The organism is Rhodococcus globerulus NBRC 14531 (genome assembly GCF_001894805.1).
Taxonomy (GTDB): domain Bacteria; phylum Actinomycetota; class Actinomycetes; order Mycobacteriales; family Mycobacteriaceae; genus Rhodococcus_F; species Rhodococcus_F globerula.
Map to the genome: position 1 here is coordinate 142,997 of NZ_BCWX01000004.1, position 16,775 is coordinate 159,771.

The window sequence follows — 16,775 nt, forward strand, 5'->3', positions numbered from 1 at the left end:
CCCTCATCATAGTGAGAGCGGGGCGTCCGGACGGCCTACGGCTGCCCTCAAAAGTTTCCAGCACATTAATTATCCCTTCATGGGATTGCAGGATCGTTGAACGATTTTGTACGTTGGGAGTCCTTACATTCCATCTTCACGCGAGGTACCGATGACCGCTCCGATTCAAACCGCAGGTGCCCCTCCGCGCCCGTTCGACTGGTTCCGCACGCTTGGACCGAAGGGCAAGAAGGCATTCGTCGGCGCTTTCGGCGGCTACGGTCTCGACTCCTACGACTTCCAGGTTCTCCCTCTCGGGTTGGCCGCGATTGCCGCGTACTTCTCGATCACGACGGGACAGGCCGGTCTGCTGACCACCGTCACGTTGGTGGTTTCCGCGCTCGGCGGTGTTCTCGCCGGCATCCTGGTCGACCGCATCGGACGTGTCCGCACCCTGCAGGTGACGGTAGCGACCTACACGATCTTCACGGTCCTGTGCGGATTTGCACCCAACTTCGAGACGCTGCTCATCTTCCGCGCGTTCCAGGGTCTCGGCTTCGGCGGCGAATGGGCTGCCGGCGCAATTCTGGTGGCCGAATACGCAAAGCCCGAGTACCGCGGCCGAGCGGTCGCCTTCGTCCAGAGCGCCTGGGCGGTGGGCTGGGGTTTGTCGGTCATCATCTACACGATCGTCTTCCAACTCTTCGATCCCGACATCGCGTGGCGCGTTCTGTTCTGGACCGGAGTCATCCCCGCCTTCCTCATCATCTGGGTGCGCCGCAACCTCAAGGACCCGGAAGAAATCACCGAGAAGCGTGAGAAGAAGGCCGACAAGGGTTCTTTCCTCGCCATCTTCCGCGGCCCGATGCTCAAGACCACGCTGTTTGCTTCACTTCTGGCCACCGGAGTCCAGGGCGGTTACTACACACTCGCGTCGTGGCTTCCGACTTACCTGAAGAACTCACGCGGCCTCGACGTCGTGGGCACCGGCGGCTATCTCGCGATCCTCATCAGTGGCGCATTCCTCGGCTACGTCAGCGGCGGCATCCTCACCGACAAGCTCGGCCGTAAGCGGACCATGCAGTTGTTCGCCACCTTGTCTGCCGTGTTCATGGTTCTCTACACACAGGTTCCCGACGGCGCCAACACCCTCATCATGATTCTCGGATTCCCGCTGGGCTTCTGCACGTCGGCGATCTTCAGCGGATTCGGTTCGTTCCTCTCGGAGCTCTACCCCACCGCGCACCGCGGTACCGGTCAGGGCTTCACCTACAACTTCGGTCGCGCAGTCGGTGCGGTGTTCCCCGCCATCGTCGGTTTCCTCGCAGCCAGCAGTCTCGGTATCGGCGGCGCCATGATCTTCGGCGCCATCGGCTACGGCATCGCTGTCCTGGCACTCTTCGGACTCCCCGAAACCCTGGGACGCCAACTCAACTGATCGGTGTTTTGAACTGATCGGTGTCTTCAGGAAAGAGGATTGGACTTCACCATGATCGAGAATCGCACCAACCCGGATCCACGCTCGGCTCGCGCGGGATTCAGAGCCGGAGACGTGTTCCCCACGTCGGGAATCGCACCGGGCTTCGCCCAGACCAATCTCATTGCGGTCCCCAAGGACTGGGCATACGACGTTCTGCTCTTCACGCAGCGGAACCCCAAGCCCTGCCCGGTACTCGACGTCACCGACGCCGGGGATTTCACGACGATTCTCGCTCCCGGAGCAGACATCAGGACGGATTTCCCGCTCTACCGCGTGTGGGTCGACGGCGAACTGACCGCGGAGATTCCGGATGCGACGCCATACTGGCGCGACGATCTGGTGGCATTTCACATCGGCTGCAGCTTCACCTTCGAACACCCTCTGATGGCCGCCGGGATCCCGCTTCGACACGTCGAGCAGAACCGAAACGTCCCGATGTACATCACAAATCGTGAATGCCGATCCGCCGGACGGGTCAGCGGGCCGACAGTGGTGTCGATGCGTCCCGTCCCCGCAGACCAGGTCGAACAGGCCCGCTCCATCACCGCGCGTATGCCCGCGGTTCACGGTGCACCCATCCACATCGGCGATCCAGCCGAACTCGGCATCTCCGACCTGAGCCGTCCCGACTTCGGCGACGCCGTGGAACTCCAACCGGGCGACGTACCGATGTTCTGGGCCTGCGGCGTCACTCCGCAAGCTGCGGTCATGGCGTCGAAACTCCCGTTCGCCATCACTCATGCTCCCGGGCATATGCTGGTCACAGACGCCCCGGACAGCGATTACACCCTGGATCTGGCATGAACATCGACCTCAATTGTGATCTCGGAGAAAGCTTCGGAGACTGGCGTATGGGCGACGACGCGGCGCTCCTCGACATCGTGACGAGCGCCAATATCGCGTGCGGATTCCATGCCGGCGATGCGGCCACCATGCGACGAACCTGTGAGATGGCGGTCGAACATTCGGTATCCATCGGAGCGCACATCGGTTTTCGGGATCTGGTCGGATTCGGCCGACGGCACATCGACATCACGCCAGGTGATCTGTTGGACGAAACTCTCTACCAGGTCGGCGCACTGGCAGGATTCGCTCACTCCGCGGGGTCTTCTGTCACCTACGTCAAGCCCCACGGCGCGCTCTACCACTCCGCATCGAATAGTCCCGAACTCGCCGACGCTATCGTGACCGCCATGACCGAATTCTCGAATCGCCTTGCGCTGCTGGGACCACCACAGTCTCATCTGCAGAAAGCTGCGGAGGCACACGGCGTCGACTTTGTCGCCGAGGGATTCGCCGATCGCACGTACACCCGGTTCGGGACGCTGACCCCGCGCAGTGAACCTGGTGCGGTCATCTCCGATCCGAACGCCGCGACGGCGCAGGCGATCGACTTGGCCAGCAGCGGAACTGTTCTCACCTCCGACGGGATCGCCATCCCGATGTCGGTGAAAAGCATTTGTGTTCACGGCGATTCGCCTGGCGCCGTTGCCATGGCCAATGCCATCAAGGCCGGCCTGATCAACTCCCGCATTCGGGTGGAGTCGTTCACATGAGTCGCCCGACTATCCTCCCGGCCGGTGAACACGGGCTCCTGGTGGACCTCGACACCGAGGCCGACGTTCTGGCATTCACCCATGCGCTCACGCGCAACACTCCGGCTGGAGTGGAGGATTTCCTGCCCGCCGCACGCACGGTTCTCGTGATCTGCATGCCCACGGCACATGTCACTGCGGTGCTCCATGAACTGAACGAACTGGCACGCACGATGTCCGAGGCAATCCCGGACGAGCGCGGCGACGATACTCCCTTCACCGTCAATGTCCGCTACGACGGACCCGACCTCGACGACGTAGCAAGGATCCTGAAAATGAGCCGCGCCGAGGTCATTTCAGCTCACACCTCGGCGGAGTGGCGCTGCGCCTTCATCGGATTTGCGCCGGGATTTGCCTACCTGACGTCCGGCGACGCTCGGCTCGACGTCCCGCGTCGAGCCCAATCACGCACCGCGGTGCCCGCCGGCGCTGTTGCCCTGGCCGGTGGATACAGCGCGGTATACCCGCGAGCTTCCCCGGGCGGCTGGCAGATCATCGGCAGCACCGACGCCGTGATGTGGGACTTGGACGCAACACCGCCTGCCGCCGTACAGCCCGGGCGTCGGGTGCGATTCGTCAACGAGGACAAGCGATGACCGGGGTGGAGATACTCGAAACCGGTCCGCTGAGCTTGGTTCAGGACCTCGGCCGAACCGGTCATCTGCGCTCCGGCGTCGGTGTGTCCGGTGCTGCCGACAGACGATCCTTGCGACTCGGCAATCGACTTGTCGGCAACTCCGAAGACGCTGCCGGAGTGGAAATTCTGATGGGTGGCCTGAGTCTTCGCGCGCAACAGCAGATCACCCTGGCCTTCACCGGAGCCCCCGCGCAGGCGTACCTCGACGGCATCCCCGTCGGACATTCGAGCGTCATCGTCGCGGACCCCGGTCAGGTAGTCCGCTTGGAGTACGCGCCCACCGGCCTACGGACCTACCTGACCGTCCGGGGCGGAATCGCGGTGCCCAAGATTCTCGGATCACGCAGTACCGACACGCTTTCCGGAATCGGTCCGGCGCCCCTCAAACCCAACGACGTGCTTGAGGTCGGGCCCACTCCAGTCGCATTTCCGCTCCTGGACGTGGCACCTGTTCAGCCGGTTACAAACGGAACACTCGACATTCGGGTGATCTTCGGGCCGCGCGCGGATCGTTTTGCCAATCCGGAAACCCTGACGCAGGGACGATGGGCAGTGTCGACCGACTCCGATCGCATCGGTGCCCGGCTCGACCGCGTCGGCGATGACGCACTGCTGCAGCGGGTGGACGGGCTCGAATTGCCCACCGAAGGCGTTGCGCTCGGTTCGATCCAAGTGCCGCCCAGCGGCCAACCCGTGATCTTCCTGGCCGATCACCCCATCACCGGCGGATATCCCGTTGTCGGTGTTGTGGCCGACGCCGATATCGACCGACTCGGCCAAGCCCGCCCGGGTCAGCAGATTCGCTTTATCGGTTTCTGACGTATAACACGCAATCAACCTGGTGCGACGTGATCGACGCGGCAACAGTTTCGGGTGTTATGGTCGGTTCCGAATAATCGGAGCGAGAAAGATCGAAAAATGGTTGGTGAACTCGACATCTCCGGGTAATACCCGGCACTGACGGCCACCGGTAAGCGCTTTCGGAGCGCTGCCGCAGTGGCCATGTTGTCGTTCACCACATCATTTCTTTCGCGGAGCCGCTTTGACGCGCCCGCGCGACACTCGAGGTCTCATCATGTCCGATTCATACATTGTCTGTTCACACCTGTCGTTTGCCTGGCCTGACGACACACCGGTTTTCGAGAAACTGTCCTTCAGTGTGCCCGGCGGCCGGACCGGGCTGGTAGCACCGAATGGCGCCGGAAAGAGCACCCTTCTCCGGTTGATCGCGGGTGACCTGCCCATAGGCGGTGGCAGCGTGTCCGTCGACGGGCTGCTCGGGTACCTTCCGCAGAGCTTGCCGCTGACCGGCGACCTCACCGTTGCCGAGGTTTTGGGGATCGCGCCGATCCTCGCGGCGTTGGACGCTGTCGAGTCGGGGGACGCCGCCGAAGAGCACTTCACCACGATTGGTTCCGACTGGGACATCGAGGAACGTACCGGCGCCCAACTGGACCGTCTCGGCTTGGGAGACCTGTCGTTCACCCGCCGACTTCACACGCTCAGCGGGGGCCAGGTCGTCTCGCTCGGTCTCGCTGCGCAACTGCTGCGCCGCCCGGACGTGCTGTTGCTCGACGAACCGACGAATAACCTCGATCTCGATGCGCGACACAAACTCTACGGCGTCCTCGACGATTGGAACGGTTGCCTGCTACTGGTCAGCCACGATCGTGTCCTACTGGATCGAATGGACCGCATCGCCGAACTCGACAATGGTGAAATTCGTTTCTACGGTGGAAATTTCACCGAATACGAAGGCGTCGTGAACGCTGCACGGGAAGTTGCCGAAAAGAACATTCGCAATGCCGAGCAGGACGTCAAGCGGGAGAAACGGGAGTTGCAGCAGGCCCGCGAACGCGCTGCTCGTCGCGCAAGCAACGCAGCACGCAACCTCGGAAACGCCGGGCTACCGAAGATCTTCGCCGGGACGATGAAACGCAATGCCCAGGAGTCTGCCGGCAAGGCAAACGAGACGCATAACGCCCGCGTCGATTCGGCCAAGGCCCGACTCGATACCGCGGGGCGAGCGTTGCGCGACGAACAACGAATCACGTTGGAACTGCCCGGCACCGATGTTCCTGCGGGCCGGACAGTGTTCCTGGGCGAACGGATGCAATTCCGTTTCGGTAATCGGGAGGTCTTCGCCGACGGCGGGGCAGATCTGGCGATCCGCGGACCTGAGCGAATTGCGGTGACCGGTCCGAACGGCGCGGGCAAATCCACGCTGCTGCGGATCATCAACGGCGAACTGCCCCCGACTGGCGGCAAGATCGCACAGGCGCAGGGCCGCGTTGCGTATGTGTCACAGCGACTCGACCTACTCGATGTGAACCTCACCGTCGCGGAGAACCTCGCTGCTTGTGCCCCGGACATGCCGGCACCGCAGCGGATGAATCTGCTGGCACGCTTTCTCTTTCGTGGATCTCGCGTTCACCTTCCAGTCGGGGTCCTCTCCGGTGGTGAGCGGTTGCGAGCGACCCTCGCGTGCGTGCTGTTCGCCGAGCCGGCACCTCAATTACTACTACTCGACGAACCGACCAACAACCTCGACCTTGTCAGTGTCGGGCAGTTGGAGAGTGCGCTCAATGCCTATCAGGGTGCCTTCGTGGTCGTCAGCCACGACGAACGGTTCTTGTCCGAGGTGAAGGTCGAACGCTGGTTACGTCTGTCGGAGGGACGTTTACGCGAAGTCGCCGCACCGGCCAATGTCACTCTTGGTGATGAACATGCCTGAAACAGCGTTGATTGCACAAGATCTCGTCCGCACGCTGGGAACGCGGCGGGTACTCGACGGCGTCTCACTCACCGCGGCACCTGGTGATCGGATTGGTCTCATCGGCGAGAACGGCGCCGGGAAGTCGACTCTGTTGCGGGTGCTCACGGGTACGGACGAGCCCGATGCGGGCAGCGTGGAGCGACCGTCTGATCTCGCGTTCCTGCAGCAGGAAATGGTGTACGACAACAAGACGACGATCGCCGACGTACTCGATACAGCCCTCCGGGACGCGCGCGAGATCATTGCCGAACTCGACAGAGCTGCACAGGAACTCAGTCATGCGCCCGAGGATCACAACGTCCTCGACGCCTACACGGAATGTCTTGCACGCGCGCAGCGACACGAGGTCTGGGATGCGGACCGGCGGGCCGCGATGATTCTTGGCGGGGTAGGTCTCGGACACCTTCAGCATGAACGCCTCCTCTCGTCGTTGTCAGGTGGTCAACGCAGCCGGCTGGCCTTGGCGGCTCTGATGATTCGCCGACCATCCGCGCTGTTGCTCGACGAGCCGACGAACCATCTCGACGACGAGGCGGCATCGTTTCTGGCCGAGCATCTTTGCGGCCTGTCCGGGGTTGTCGTCGTGGCCACTCACGACCGCGCGTTCCTCGACGCCGTCTGCACGGATCTGATCGACCTCGACCCCGCTCTGGACGGTCCCACCCGCTACGGCGGTAACTACACCGCGTATCTGTTGCAGAAACGCGCCGAACGGGAACGCTGGCAACGGCGATTCGATCAAGAGCAGGAGGATTTGGACGCGTTGCGCTACGCGGCCGGTGTCAGTGCATACGAGGTTGCGCCGAATCATGTGAAGCGCGACAACGAAAAAATGGGATACGGTCACGCCGGGGGTCGAGTACAGAACCAGATCGCACGCCGGGTTCGCAGTGCCACCCGCCGGCTCGACAAGCTGGAACGAGACCAGATTGAGCAACCCCCGCAGCCTCTTCGGTTCAGTCCGGGCATGTTCACGACACAGTCGGCAGACGAGCTCCTTCTGTCATTGCGGCAGGTTCGAGTTCCTGGCCGAATGACAATGAACAGTCTCGATATCTCATCCACCGACCGACTACTGGTCATCGGAGCGAACGGTGCCGGGAAATCCACCTTGCTTGCAGTACTCGCCGGTGCGTTGGACCACACCGGCACGCTGGCACGAAAACCCGACCTGACGATCGGCCTTTTGGCGCAGGACACCGCGTTCGATCGGGCTGACCGAACTGCGCGGGAAATCTATGATCTGACCCTCGGCGCGGAGATTGCCGAGAAGGTTCCGTTGGATTCCCTTGGCCTGTTGGCGGTTTGGGATCAGGACAAGTTGGTTGGCGAGTTGTCCGTCGGTCAGCGTCGCCGGCTGGCGTTGGCACTGTTGGTGGCCCGTCCACCCGAGTTGCTGCTTCTGGACGAACCGACCAATCACCTGTCCCCGAGCTTGTGCGATGAACTCGAGGACGCCATGGGCACCGGTCCGGGCGCGATCGTGCTGGCCAGCCACGATCGGTGGCTACGATCCCGCTGGAAAGGAAAGGAAGTCCGAATGCACGGGCTGGAAGCGGGGTAGAAGCACTCGGGCCAGTTGTTGTCGGACCCAACCGTCACACTGGAGCAGTGAGAGTTGTCCTGGTTCCCGGTAGTACGACGTCCACGGGAGCAGTCACCGCGACGGTTGTTCGCACCGACCCCGACGGGACTGCCGTCGGCGACCGCGTCGAATATCCCGATCTGGTTGCCGCGGTCCAAGCTATCGAGAGTGCCGAGCACCCACGGTGGGTCTGGCCGAGCACAGCGTCGGTCTACCCGATGTTGCTGCGCGCCGGCATCCACGTACAGCGCTGCCACGATATTTCGCTGACCCGCGCGATCCTGAGCATGCGCGCGGGTCAGCCGTCACCACCGGCCGAGGAGTCCGACGACGACCGTCTCGGCTTGTTCGACACCGCTCCCGTCCTCGATCCTGATGGTGTTGTTGCGGAGTTCGCGGAGCAACGCACTGTCATCGGCGCCGACGCGCGCCTGGATCTGCTGATTGCCGCAGAATCAGCCGGCGCGCTCAGTGCTGCTGAAATGACACACACCGGGTTGCCGTTCTCGACGCGGAAGCACCGCGAACTCCTCGAAGAGAGACTTGGCCCCCGGCCAACGGGGTACGACCTCCCCGTTCGCATGCAGGAACTTGCCACCCAGATCAGCGACGCCTTCGGGCGGACGGTGAACCCCGCGTCGTCCGTCGAGATCACCGAGGCATTCGGGCGCCAGGGCATCGAACTGCCGTCGACGCGCAAGTGGTTTCTTCAGGAAGTTGATCACCCGGCGGTTCCGTTGCTCCTGCGCCACCGTGAACTCGCCAAGCTGTACAGCACCAATGGCTGGCAATGGATGGACAGTTGGGTGCGTGGCGATCGCTTCCGCCCCATCTACGTTCCCGGTGGTGTTGTCTCGGGCCGGTGGGCAAGCCGAGGCGGCGGCGCCCTTCAGATTCCGAAGACCATGCGCTCGAGCGTTGTTGCCGATCCCGGACACGTATTCGTGGTGGCCGACGCCGGTCAACTCGAGCCCCGGATTCTGGCTGCCATGTCACGCGACCGCCGCATGATGGCGGCAGCCGGTGATGACGATCTGTACGCCCTCGTTGGCGCCGAGGCATTTGGCGGCGACCGCGCCAAAGCCAAAGTTGCCATCCTCGGAGTGCTCTACGGTGCCACCGCCGGTGAAGCCAAAGCGCTACTCACGTTGCTGCGCACGCGTTTCCCCGTAGCGGTCGAGTACGTCGAGCAGGCTGCCAAAGCCGGCGAGCGCGGCGAGGTAGTGCACTCTCTGCTCGGCCGAGCGTGTCCCCCACCGTCTCCCGATTTCTATTCACACGGCGACGCTCACGCGCGCGGACGTTTCACCCGCAACTTCGTGGTGCAGGCAACGGCCTCGGAATGGGCTCTGTGTCTCCTCGCCGACCTGCGACGACGCCTCGCCGAGGACCCGGACGGCGAATTGGTGTTCTTCCAGCACGACGAGGTTGTGGTGCACACGCGAAACCCCGAGTCCGGCACAGCTCACGTACTGGCTGCGGCAGCATCGGCAACTCGACTGCTGTTCGGCGACACGGTTGTTCGATTCCCCATGGACGTCGGGGTCCGCGAAAGCTACGGAAAGAGCAGCGTCTAGCCCGCTCGGATGTCGTCGAGTTCGTGAACGCGTGTGCAGCACGCGTCGAGCAGATCACGATCGTGGCTGATGAGCAGCACCCCGATACCGTGATCCGTTGCCCGTCGCTCGATCAACCGAACGATGGTGGCGGTGGTCGCGGCGTCGAGCATCGCGGTGGCTTCGTCGCAGATGAGGTAATGGGGTTGCTGCGCCAATGATCTCGCGAGCGCCGCGCGTTGAAGCTGGCCGTCACTGACCTGATGCGGGCGACGCGCCAGCAAGTCGGGTGTGAGTCCGACTTCCGAGGCCAGTGCTTCGATGTCGATATCGCGGCGCGCGATGTCGGCGGGCTGCCCGATGATCCGTGCCAGCGTCTGCCGGGGATCAGTTGCGGCGCGTGGCGATTGGAAGAGCATGGACACCGCCCCTCTGAACTCAGCGGGAACACCGAACTTGGTTCCTGCAACGCGAGAACCGTCGATCTGCACTTCGCCGGACCACGGCGCGTCCAGCGACGCGAGAATCCTTGCCAGCGTCGATTTTCCGGTTCCGGACGGCCCGGTCAACCCGATCAGATGGCCGGCCGGGATCTCGAGGGAGACATTCTCGAGGACGGGACGCCCACGCTCGTAGCCACCGGTGACATCCAGGGCGCGCAAACTCATCGTGCACTCACCTCCCGGCGGGTTCGGTACGTGCGCTCTCCGAACGTGACCAGTTCGGTCGGCCCACCGGATTGCGTGGACTCCGGTCGGCGCAGGTAGTAGACGCACTCGTCCGGAAGATTCGTCAATTGAGGGGGTGATCCGGGGATGGGATTGAGCCCGCGAGACGGCAAGGCTCCGAGCAGGTCTCGGGTGTAATCGTGAAGCGGCTCCTGCAGAACCTGCGCAGCCGGGCCAATCTCCATGATGCGCGAGGCGTACATGACGGCCAACCTGTCTGCGATCGCAACTCGGGTCAACGACGCCAGATCGTGAGTGATCAGCAGAACCGCGGCACCCGCATCGGCGCACTCGCGCAGCAGGCCGAGAACATGATCGGTGAGCGCGCGGTCCAGGTTGGCGGTCGGCTCGTCGGCCACGACCACCGACGGGTCCCCGGCCAACGCGCCGGCAATGGCAACCCGCTGCGCCATGCCACCCGACAGTTCGTGCGGGTAGCAGTCGAGGGCGGAAGGTTCGAGACCCACTCGCTGCGCCAAGCCGTCGCAGGTGTGGGCGGTGCCGAGTGCGTCGATCGTCTCCTGCAGTTGCGAGCGTGCCGTCCGCACCGGCGTGAGATATGTTGCGGCAGATTGTGGCACGAGTGCGGCATGACCACCACGGAAGGGTGTTCCGGAAAACACGTCGATGTCGTCGACGGTGATGGTACCGGTGCGCTGAGTGCCAGGCGGCAGCATGTTCATCACCGATGTTGCGATGATGGACTTGCCACAGCCGGATTCTCCGACCAGCGCTGTGACAGTCCCAGGCGGCACAGCAAGGTCGATGTTGCTGGCAGCGTGAACAACCGAGCCGCCGGGCAGCGGAATCCGGACGGTGAGCGCATCGATTCGAAGGCCGGCATTCACAGTCGAAGCTCCGATGGCCGAGGCGGCGCGAGCTTCGAACGCAATGCCGAACCGGCCACCGCCACCGCAACGGTAGTGATCACCAGAACGGCTGCGGGAAACACCAACGTCCACCAACCACCGAGCAGCAGAGAACTGCGAGCCTCTTCCAGAAGTGTTCCCAGACTGGGCTTGTGGGGCGGAAGTCCGAATCCGAGGAACGAGAGCGTCGACTCGTGCCACACGGCGTGCGGCAGCAGGAGGACCACCGCGATCAAGGCCTGCGGCGCAGCAGCCGGAACCAGGTGGCGAGTGATCACATGTCTCCGGCTGGCTCCGGCGAGGACGGCTGCGTCGATGTACGGGCGGTCACGCAAATTCAGGATCTCGCCGCGGATGATGCGAGCTACCTGGGTCCAGTGTGTGAGTGCGATCGAGAGAACGATGGCGAGGATACTGCCACGGAACATCGCGACGATGACGATGCCGAGCAGCAAGTGCGGGAGGGCGTTCACCGCGTCGGTGCCGCGCATGACAACTCGGTCCACCCAGCCGCCGAGGAGTCCGGCAGTGGTGCCTACCGCCACCCCGATCACCGTGGACAACAGTGCGCAGGCGAGAGCGATCAGCAACGACGTCCGGATACCGGCAGCGACTCGAACAAACAGGTCTCGCCCCGCAGAGTCGGTGCCGAAGGGATGCGTGAGCGACGGAGCCATCCGGGCCTGCGCGAAGTCGGTGACACGGTCGTCGACGTCGGCGATCCACGGAACCAAGCCGGCGTAGAGCGCGACGAGGATCAGGACACCGACGGCGATTGCGAAGCGGCGTTTAGCCATCTGTGCTCACCCTCGGGTCGAGGAGGGCAACAACCACATCAGCGAGAAGCGAGCCGAGCATGACCGTCAGAGTTGTTCCGACCGTGAGGAACGCGAGCAACGCCATGTCGAGGTCCCGAGCGGAGGAGACGATGGCACCGGCAATTCCCGGCCAACTGAACACTTCTTCCACCAGTACCGCACCGACGACAAGTTCGGGCAATCGGACTCCGATGATGTTGACGAACGGCGCAAGCGAGGTCGGCACGATATGACGTTGTGTGATGGTGGAAGTCGGTATTCCGCGCGCCACCGCCCCGGCGACAAATCCTTCACCAGTAGATCCGACGACGGATTCGCGCACTGCGAGGAGTAGCCACGGCATTTGGGAGATCGCAAGGACGGCGACCGGGAGAATGAGGTGCCGAATGACCTGCGCCGGTGTGGGATCGGCACCACCGTCGGTCAACCCGGCCACTGGCAACCAACCGAGAGTCAGCGCGAAGAGCGCGATAGCTCCGAGCGAGAGAACAAACGGCGGAAGTCCTTGAACGACGACGCACAGCCCGGACACGGTTCTGTCCAGGAGCCCACCCTTGCGGATTCCGGCGAGCACTCCCAGCACCAGCGACGCGAGAATCGCAATCACCAGACTGACGCCGACCAGGAGTAGCGTCCACGGCAGTCGTTCGGAGATGACTTGGGCGACTGACTGATTGAAGGATCGAGAGACGCCCAGATCGCCGGTCACCACTGCATGCAGCCACGTCCAGTACGTGCTGTACCAGGGGTTGTCGAAACCCATCTGCGCGGCGATCAGGGCCTTGTCCGCGTCGCTGGTTGTCATGTACCGCGTGCCCAGATAGCCGACAAGCGGATCGAACGGCGAGATTGCCGCGGCGGCAAACAAACCGGCGGACACGACGATGATCACCGGGACGATGAACAGCATCCGGCGCCCGACCATCACGAGGATGGAGCGTCGGCGAGCGTTGTGCGATCGCGGCCGGTCCGACGTTGCGGCGCCGGTTCGTACGTCGATTGCCGTCATTGTTCTTGCGTCCACGTCTGCAAGGACCACCACGGACCCCAGGTCACTCCGTGCGCGTGCGGTTCCAGCACCGGACCGGACATCGTCCAATCGGAATCTTTCGACACGTACGTGTGATCGAGGAATACCAGATACACATAACCGGGATCATCGACGTAGGCCTGCTGCACATCTCGGTAGGCGGCGTCGCGGGTCGCTTGGTCGAGGCTTCGGCGACCGATATCGAGTCCAGCGTCGACAACCTGATTCGAGTAGTCACTGGGATTGTCGTAGATGCTGCCCACACCGGGAGCGATGGACGCAGAATTGAGTGCGTCGTAGGCCTGGGTATCGGGATCGAACGGTTCGTCGCCGCCGCCGAGCAGTGTGGAGTCCCGATTGATTCGCGGATCGATGCGATCCCACGACAGTGCTTCGAGATCAACTTCGACGCCGATTCCAAGCGCGTCGGATGCAAAGGCCTGGGCCAAGTCTCGACGGACCGTGTCCACAGAGTTGTACATGATCGTGAACTGCGCACGTCGACCGTCTTTCGAACGAATCCCGTCACTGCCTTCGATCCAACCGGCATCGGTGAGGATCTGCTCAGCCTTGGCCGGGTCGTACGCAAACGTTGCGTCCGGGTTGTACGAGGCACCGTAGACCTCGGGAATCGGCGTGGCGGCGACGCGGCCGTGCCCACCGAGAACGTTGTCGATCATGGACTGCCGGTTGGCGGCAAGATTCAGTGCCATGCGCATCGCCGGGTCACCGGCTACCGGGTTGTCGGTGGGCAGCGAAACACCACGCCAATCCGCGGACTGATGGGCCGTCACCGACATGCCGTCCCGCGATTCGAACGTATTGGCAAGCAGCGGCGGGAGATTGGTGCCGTCGATCTCGCCCGAGGCCATCCGCTGCGCCCGGGTGTTGTCGTCCGGAACATAGAGCAGCGTGAGCTTCTTGATTTCCGGTGCGCCGTCCCAGTAGTTCTCGTTGGCAGCAAACACCGCGCGGTCGGGTGAAAGATCGACAAGGGTGTACGGCCCGGTGCCGATCGGTTCGGTGTTGAGCGTCGACTCGGCCGCCAGGGCCGGTGTCGCCACGGACTCCGACGGCACAATGCCGATCAGCATCTTGGTGAGTAGCGGTGCGTAGGAGTACGCGAGACGGAACTCCACGGTGTTCTGGTCCAGCGCTACGACATCGCTGATCATGTCGAACGACGACTTCGCCTCGGACGCTGATGCCGGATCGAGGATCGCCTTGTACGTGGCAACCACGTCGGCGGCGTCAAAAGTGGAGCCGTCGGAGAAGGTGACGCCGCCGCGGAGAGTCACGGTCCAGAGGGTGGCGTCGGCGTTGGCGGTGGGGATCGACGTGGCAAGAGCCGGTTCGAAACCAGGCATTCCCTCACCGCCGCGCAGGCTCACCAGACCGTCGTACATCTTGGCTTCGCCGGCCGCACCGAAGCCGGCGACGGGGTTGTATCCGCCCAGTTCGTAGCCGTCGGCGAGGACCAGACCGTCGCTTGCGGTCGACGTGCCCGACGGGGTGCTGCACGACGTGACGAGCAGGGTGCCGACGACGGCAGCGATCGCGAACGTCGGAACTCCGGAACGGATGAGACCCACTGTTTGCCCCTTTTCTTCTGAATAAAAATAACATCTGTACAGATATTCAGATAAAAAATGGGCAATGCGGACGTTTTGCCAGACGGCAGCGCGTCAGGACACTGTGTGAACCAGTTGCGGCAGCGGCAGGCCGGTGTAGTTCTCGGCAATCAAGGTCAGCCCTGCTTGGGAGCTGGTCACGACGTCGAGTTCAGCTTCCTGCCGTTTGATGTCGAACGGCGACGCGTCGGGTGCTGTATGCAGCATCGTCGACATCCACCACGAGAAATGCTGAGCACGCCACACCCTCGGCAACACAGCCGCGGAGTAACTGTCGAGGGCTCGTCGATCCCCAGCGGTAAAGAAACCGACCATGGCGTCGGCCAGAACCCACACGTCGGCCAGCGCGAGGTTCATGCCCTTGGCGCCGGTCGGTGGGACAGTGTGCGCGGCGTCACCGGCCAGGAACAAGCGGCCGGATTGCATGGGTTCACACACAAAGCTACGGAACGGCAGGATGCTCTTCGAGAAGATGGCACCCTCCTTGACCTCGACGCCAGGTCCGTCCACGCGTCGGTGCAACTCGTCCCAGATTCGATCGTCCGACCAGTCGTCGACAGTGTCGTCGACCGAAACCTGTAGGTAGTGCCGCTGCACAGTCTCGGATCGTGTGCTGCAGAGTGAAAATCCCCGCGGGCTGTGGGCGTAGATGAGTTCGTCCGACGTTCGGGGGGCCTCGGCAAGAATGCCGAACCAGACGAACGGGTACTGACGGAAGTAGTCGGTGCGTACCTCGGGCTCCGGAATGAGGTGGCGCGTCCCGGTTCGCGAACCATCGCATCCCGCAACAAGTTCGGAGTCCAGCCGCTGCGCCTGACCGTCGGAGTCGACAAACGTGATGAACGGGCGATCGCCAGTGTGCTCGTGGACCTCGACGTCACTGACGCCGAAGCGGATGTCGCCGCCGTCTGCCAGCCTGCGCGCAATCAGATCGATGAGCACCTCATGCTGCGGGTACACAGTGACAGCCCGACCCGTGAGCCCTTCGAAGTCGACGCGACGCCCCTCACCGGCGAACCTGATCTGGGTACCGGTGTGGCGATGACCTTCCGCGAGTAACCGATCACCCACGCCGGTTGCGATCATCAAATCCACGGTGTTCTGCTCGAGAATTCCCGCCCGGATCGTTCCTTCGACGTCTTCGCGGGTACGGCATTCCAGGACAACGGAATCGATCCCCTGAAGATGAAGAAGATGGGAGAGCATCAGACCCGCCGGACCGGCCCCGACGATACCGACCTGGGTGCGAATGGGCGGCAGACTCATAGAACTCTCCTCGGTAGAGAACAACTTTTCACTGATTGGATGGTCGCGGGACATGAGGGCCGTCAACAAGGTAGTTTTCATTGAGTGAAAGAAGTCGCTACTCCGCCGGGAATGCTGGAACGAGCTATGGTCCTGCTCGATCTGTTCACTCCGCAGCACCCCCGCCAGACAATCACCGAACTTGCACTGGGTTCCGAACTGCCCGTGCCGACGGTCTTTCGCATCTGCCGAGAACTCACCAGGCTCGGAGCCCTCGAACGTGGCGACGACGGCCGATTTCAGATCGGACTTCGGGTCTGGGAGATCGGGTCCCGCGCACCCCGAGCACACGGTTTACGTTCCGTAGCAATGCCGTTCATGGAGGACTTGCACGAAATCACCGGGCAGAACGTACAACTGGTTGTCCGCGATCACCTCGAGGCTGTCTACCTGGAGCGGTTGTCGAGCCACGACGCCGTCGGTCTTGTCGGCCGGGCTGGTGGACGATTGCCGCTGCACGCGTCCAGCGGTGGGCTGGTGCTTCTGGCTCATGCTCCCCATGGCGTCTTCGACGATGTTGTCGCGGCCGGATTGCGGGCGCTGACGCCGTTCACGATCACCGAGGAACCTACGCTTCGTTCTCTGCTGGCCGAGATCCGCCGCACCGACATCGTCATAGCTCGCCAGTACCTCAATCTCGGCACGCTGGCGATAGCGTCGCCCATTCGCCGCTCTCGCGACGTTGTCGCGGCATTATCTGTTGTCGTTCCACTCGACACCGGCAGCGCTCCCCTCGTCCCGGCACTGCAGGCGGCCAGTCGCGCGATCTCCCGAGGAATTTCCTGA

15 protein-coding genes are annotated in these 16,775 nt (G+C 63.0%); 9 read left to right on the forward strand and 6 right to left on the reverse strand.

Translation table 11 applies throughout. The features are described 5' to 3' along the window. The first annotated feature begins 151 nt into the window (after window positions 1–151). The 8 genes from RG2_RS21165 to RG2_RS21200 all read left to right on the forward strand — a co-directional run bounded on the left by RG2_RS21165 (window position 152) and on the right by RG2_RS21200 (window position 9,629). Window positions 152–1,417 carry an MFS transporter gene (locus tag RG2_RS21165; RefSeq protein ID WP_033233390.1) on the forward strand — a complete coding sequence of 422 codons (1,266 nt, stop codon included), beginning with the start codon at window positions 152–154 and terminating at the stop codon, window positions 1,415–1,417. A 51-nt stretch (window positions 1,418–1,468) separates the two neighbouring features. Further along, window positions 1,469–2,263 (forward strand): putative hydro-lyase, encoded by a 795-nt coding sequence (locus tag RG2_RS21170; protein WP_033233830.1) that lies wholly within the window; start codon window positions 1,469–1,471, stop codon window positions 2,261–2,263. Then, a complete protein-coding gene (locus RG2_RS21175; RefSeq protein ID WP_033233391.1) occupies window positions 2,260–3,015 on the forward strand; it encodes a LamB/YcsF family protein in 756 nt (251 codons plus the stop codon). Before RG2_RS21170 ends, RG2_RS21175 begins: the two co-directional genes overlap by 4 nt. Continuing rightward, the gene (locus RG2_RS21180) at window positions 3,012–3,650 is read left to right on the forward strand and encodes a 5-oxoprolinase subunit B family protein (RefSeq protein WP_033233392.1); all 639 of its coding nucleotides are present in this window, start codon (window positions 3,012–3,014) and stop codon (window positions 3,648–3,650) included. Before RG2_RS21175 ends, RG2_RS21180 begins: the two co-directional genes overlap by 4 nt. Continuing rightward, window positions 3,647–4,510: a 5-oxoprolinase subunit C family protein gene (locus RG2_RS21185; RefSeq protein ID WP_033233394.1), complete on the forward strand. Its 864-nt coding sequence runs from the start codon at window positions 3,647–3,649 to the stop codon at window positions 4,508–4,510. Before RG2_RS21180 ends, RG2_RS21185 begins: the two co-directional genes overlap by 4 nt. Before the next feature lie 256 nt (window positions 4,511–4,766). Next, window positions 4,767–6,425 carry an ABC-F family ATP-binding cassette domain-containing protein gene (locus tag RG2_RS21190; RefSeq protein WP_033233395.1) on the forward strand — a complete coding sequence of 553 codons (1,659 nt, stop codon included), beginning with the start codon at window positions 4,767–4,769 and terminating at the stop codon, window positions 6,423–6,425. Continuing rightward, on the forward strand, window positions 6,418–8,031 hold the full coding sequence (locus RG2_RS21195; RefSeq protein WP_033233831.1) for an ABC-F family ATP-binding cassette domain-containing protein: 1,614 nt from the start codon (window positions 6,418–6,420) through the stop codon (window positions 8,029–8,031). The genes RG2_RS21190 and RG2_RS21195 overlap by 8 nt, the downstream gene beginning before the upstream one ends. Window positions 8,032–8,078: 47 nt before the next feature. Next, window positions 8,079–9,629, forward strand: coding sequence for a bifunctional 3'-5' exonuclease/DNA polymerase (locus RG2_RS21200; protein ID WP_033233396.1), 1,551 nt, complete (start codon window positions 8,079–8,081; stop codon window positions 9,627–9,629). Here RG2_RS21200 and RG2_RS21205 read toward each other — a convergent pair. From RG2_RS21205 to RG2_RS21230, 6 genes are all read right to left on the reverse strand, one after another. After that, complete coding sequence (locus RG2_RS21205) at window positions 9,626–10,276, reverse strand: ABC transporter ATP-binding protein (RefSeq protein ID WP_033233397.1); 651 nt, start codon at window positions 10,274–10,276, stop codon at window positions 9,626–9,628. The genes RG2_RS21200 and RG2_RS21205 overlap by 4 nt on opposite strands. After that, the gene (locus RG2_RS21210; RefSeq protein ID WP_033233398.1) at window positions 10,273–11,184 is read right to left on the reverse strand and encodes an oligopeptide/dipeptide ABC transporter ATP-binding protein; all 912 of its coding nucleotides are present in this window, start codon (window positions 11,182–11,184) and stop codon (window positions 10,273–10,275) included. Before RG2_RS21210 ends, RG2_RS21205 begins: the two co-directional genes overlap by 4 nt. Continuing rightward, the gene (locus tag RG2_RS21215) at window positions 11,181–12,002 is read right to left on the reverse strand and encodes an ABC transporter permease (protein ID WP_033233399.1); all 822 of its coding nucleotides are present in this window, start codon (window positions 12,000–12,002) and stop codon (window positions 11,181–11,183) included. Before RG2_RS21215 ends, RG2_RS21210 begins: the two co-directional genes overlap by 4 nt. Next, entirely contained in the window at window positions 11,995–13,032 is a 1,038-nt protein-coding gene (locus RG2_RS21220) for an ABC transporter permease (protein WP_080711670.1), read from the reverse strand. Before RG2_RS21220 ends, RG2_RS21215 begins: the two co-directional genes overlap by 8 nt. Next, a complete protein-coding gene (locus RG2_RS21225) occupies window positions 13,029–14,645 on the reverse strand; it encodes an ABC transporter substrate-binding protein (RefSeq protein WP_051730402.1) in 1,617 nt (538 codons plus the stop codon). Before RG2_RS21225 ends, RG2_RS21220 begins: the two co-directional genes overlap by 4 nt. A 93-nt stretch (window positions 14,646–14,738) precedes the next feature. Beyond that, window positions 14,739–15,950 carry a 4-hydroxybenzoate 3-monooxygenase gene (locus RG2_RS21230; protein ID WP_033233400.1) on the reverse strand — a complete coding sequence of 404 codons (1,212 nt, stop codon included), beginning with the start codon at window positions 15,948–15,950 and terminating at the stop codon, window positions 14,739–14,741. Between the two features lie 111 nt (window positions 15,951–16,061). Here RG2_RS21230 and RG2_RS21235 point away from each other — a divergent pair, with 111 nt between their 5' ends. After that, complete coding sequence (locus RG2_RS21235) at window positions 16,062–16,775, forward strand: IclR family transcriptional regulator (RefSeq protein ID WP_033233401.1); 714 nt, start codon at window positions 16,062–16,064, stop codon at window positions 16,773–16,775.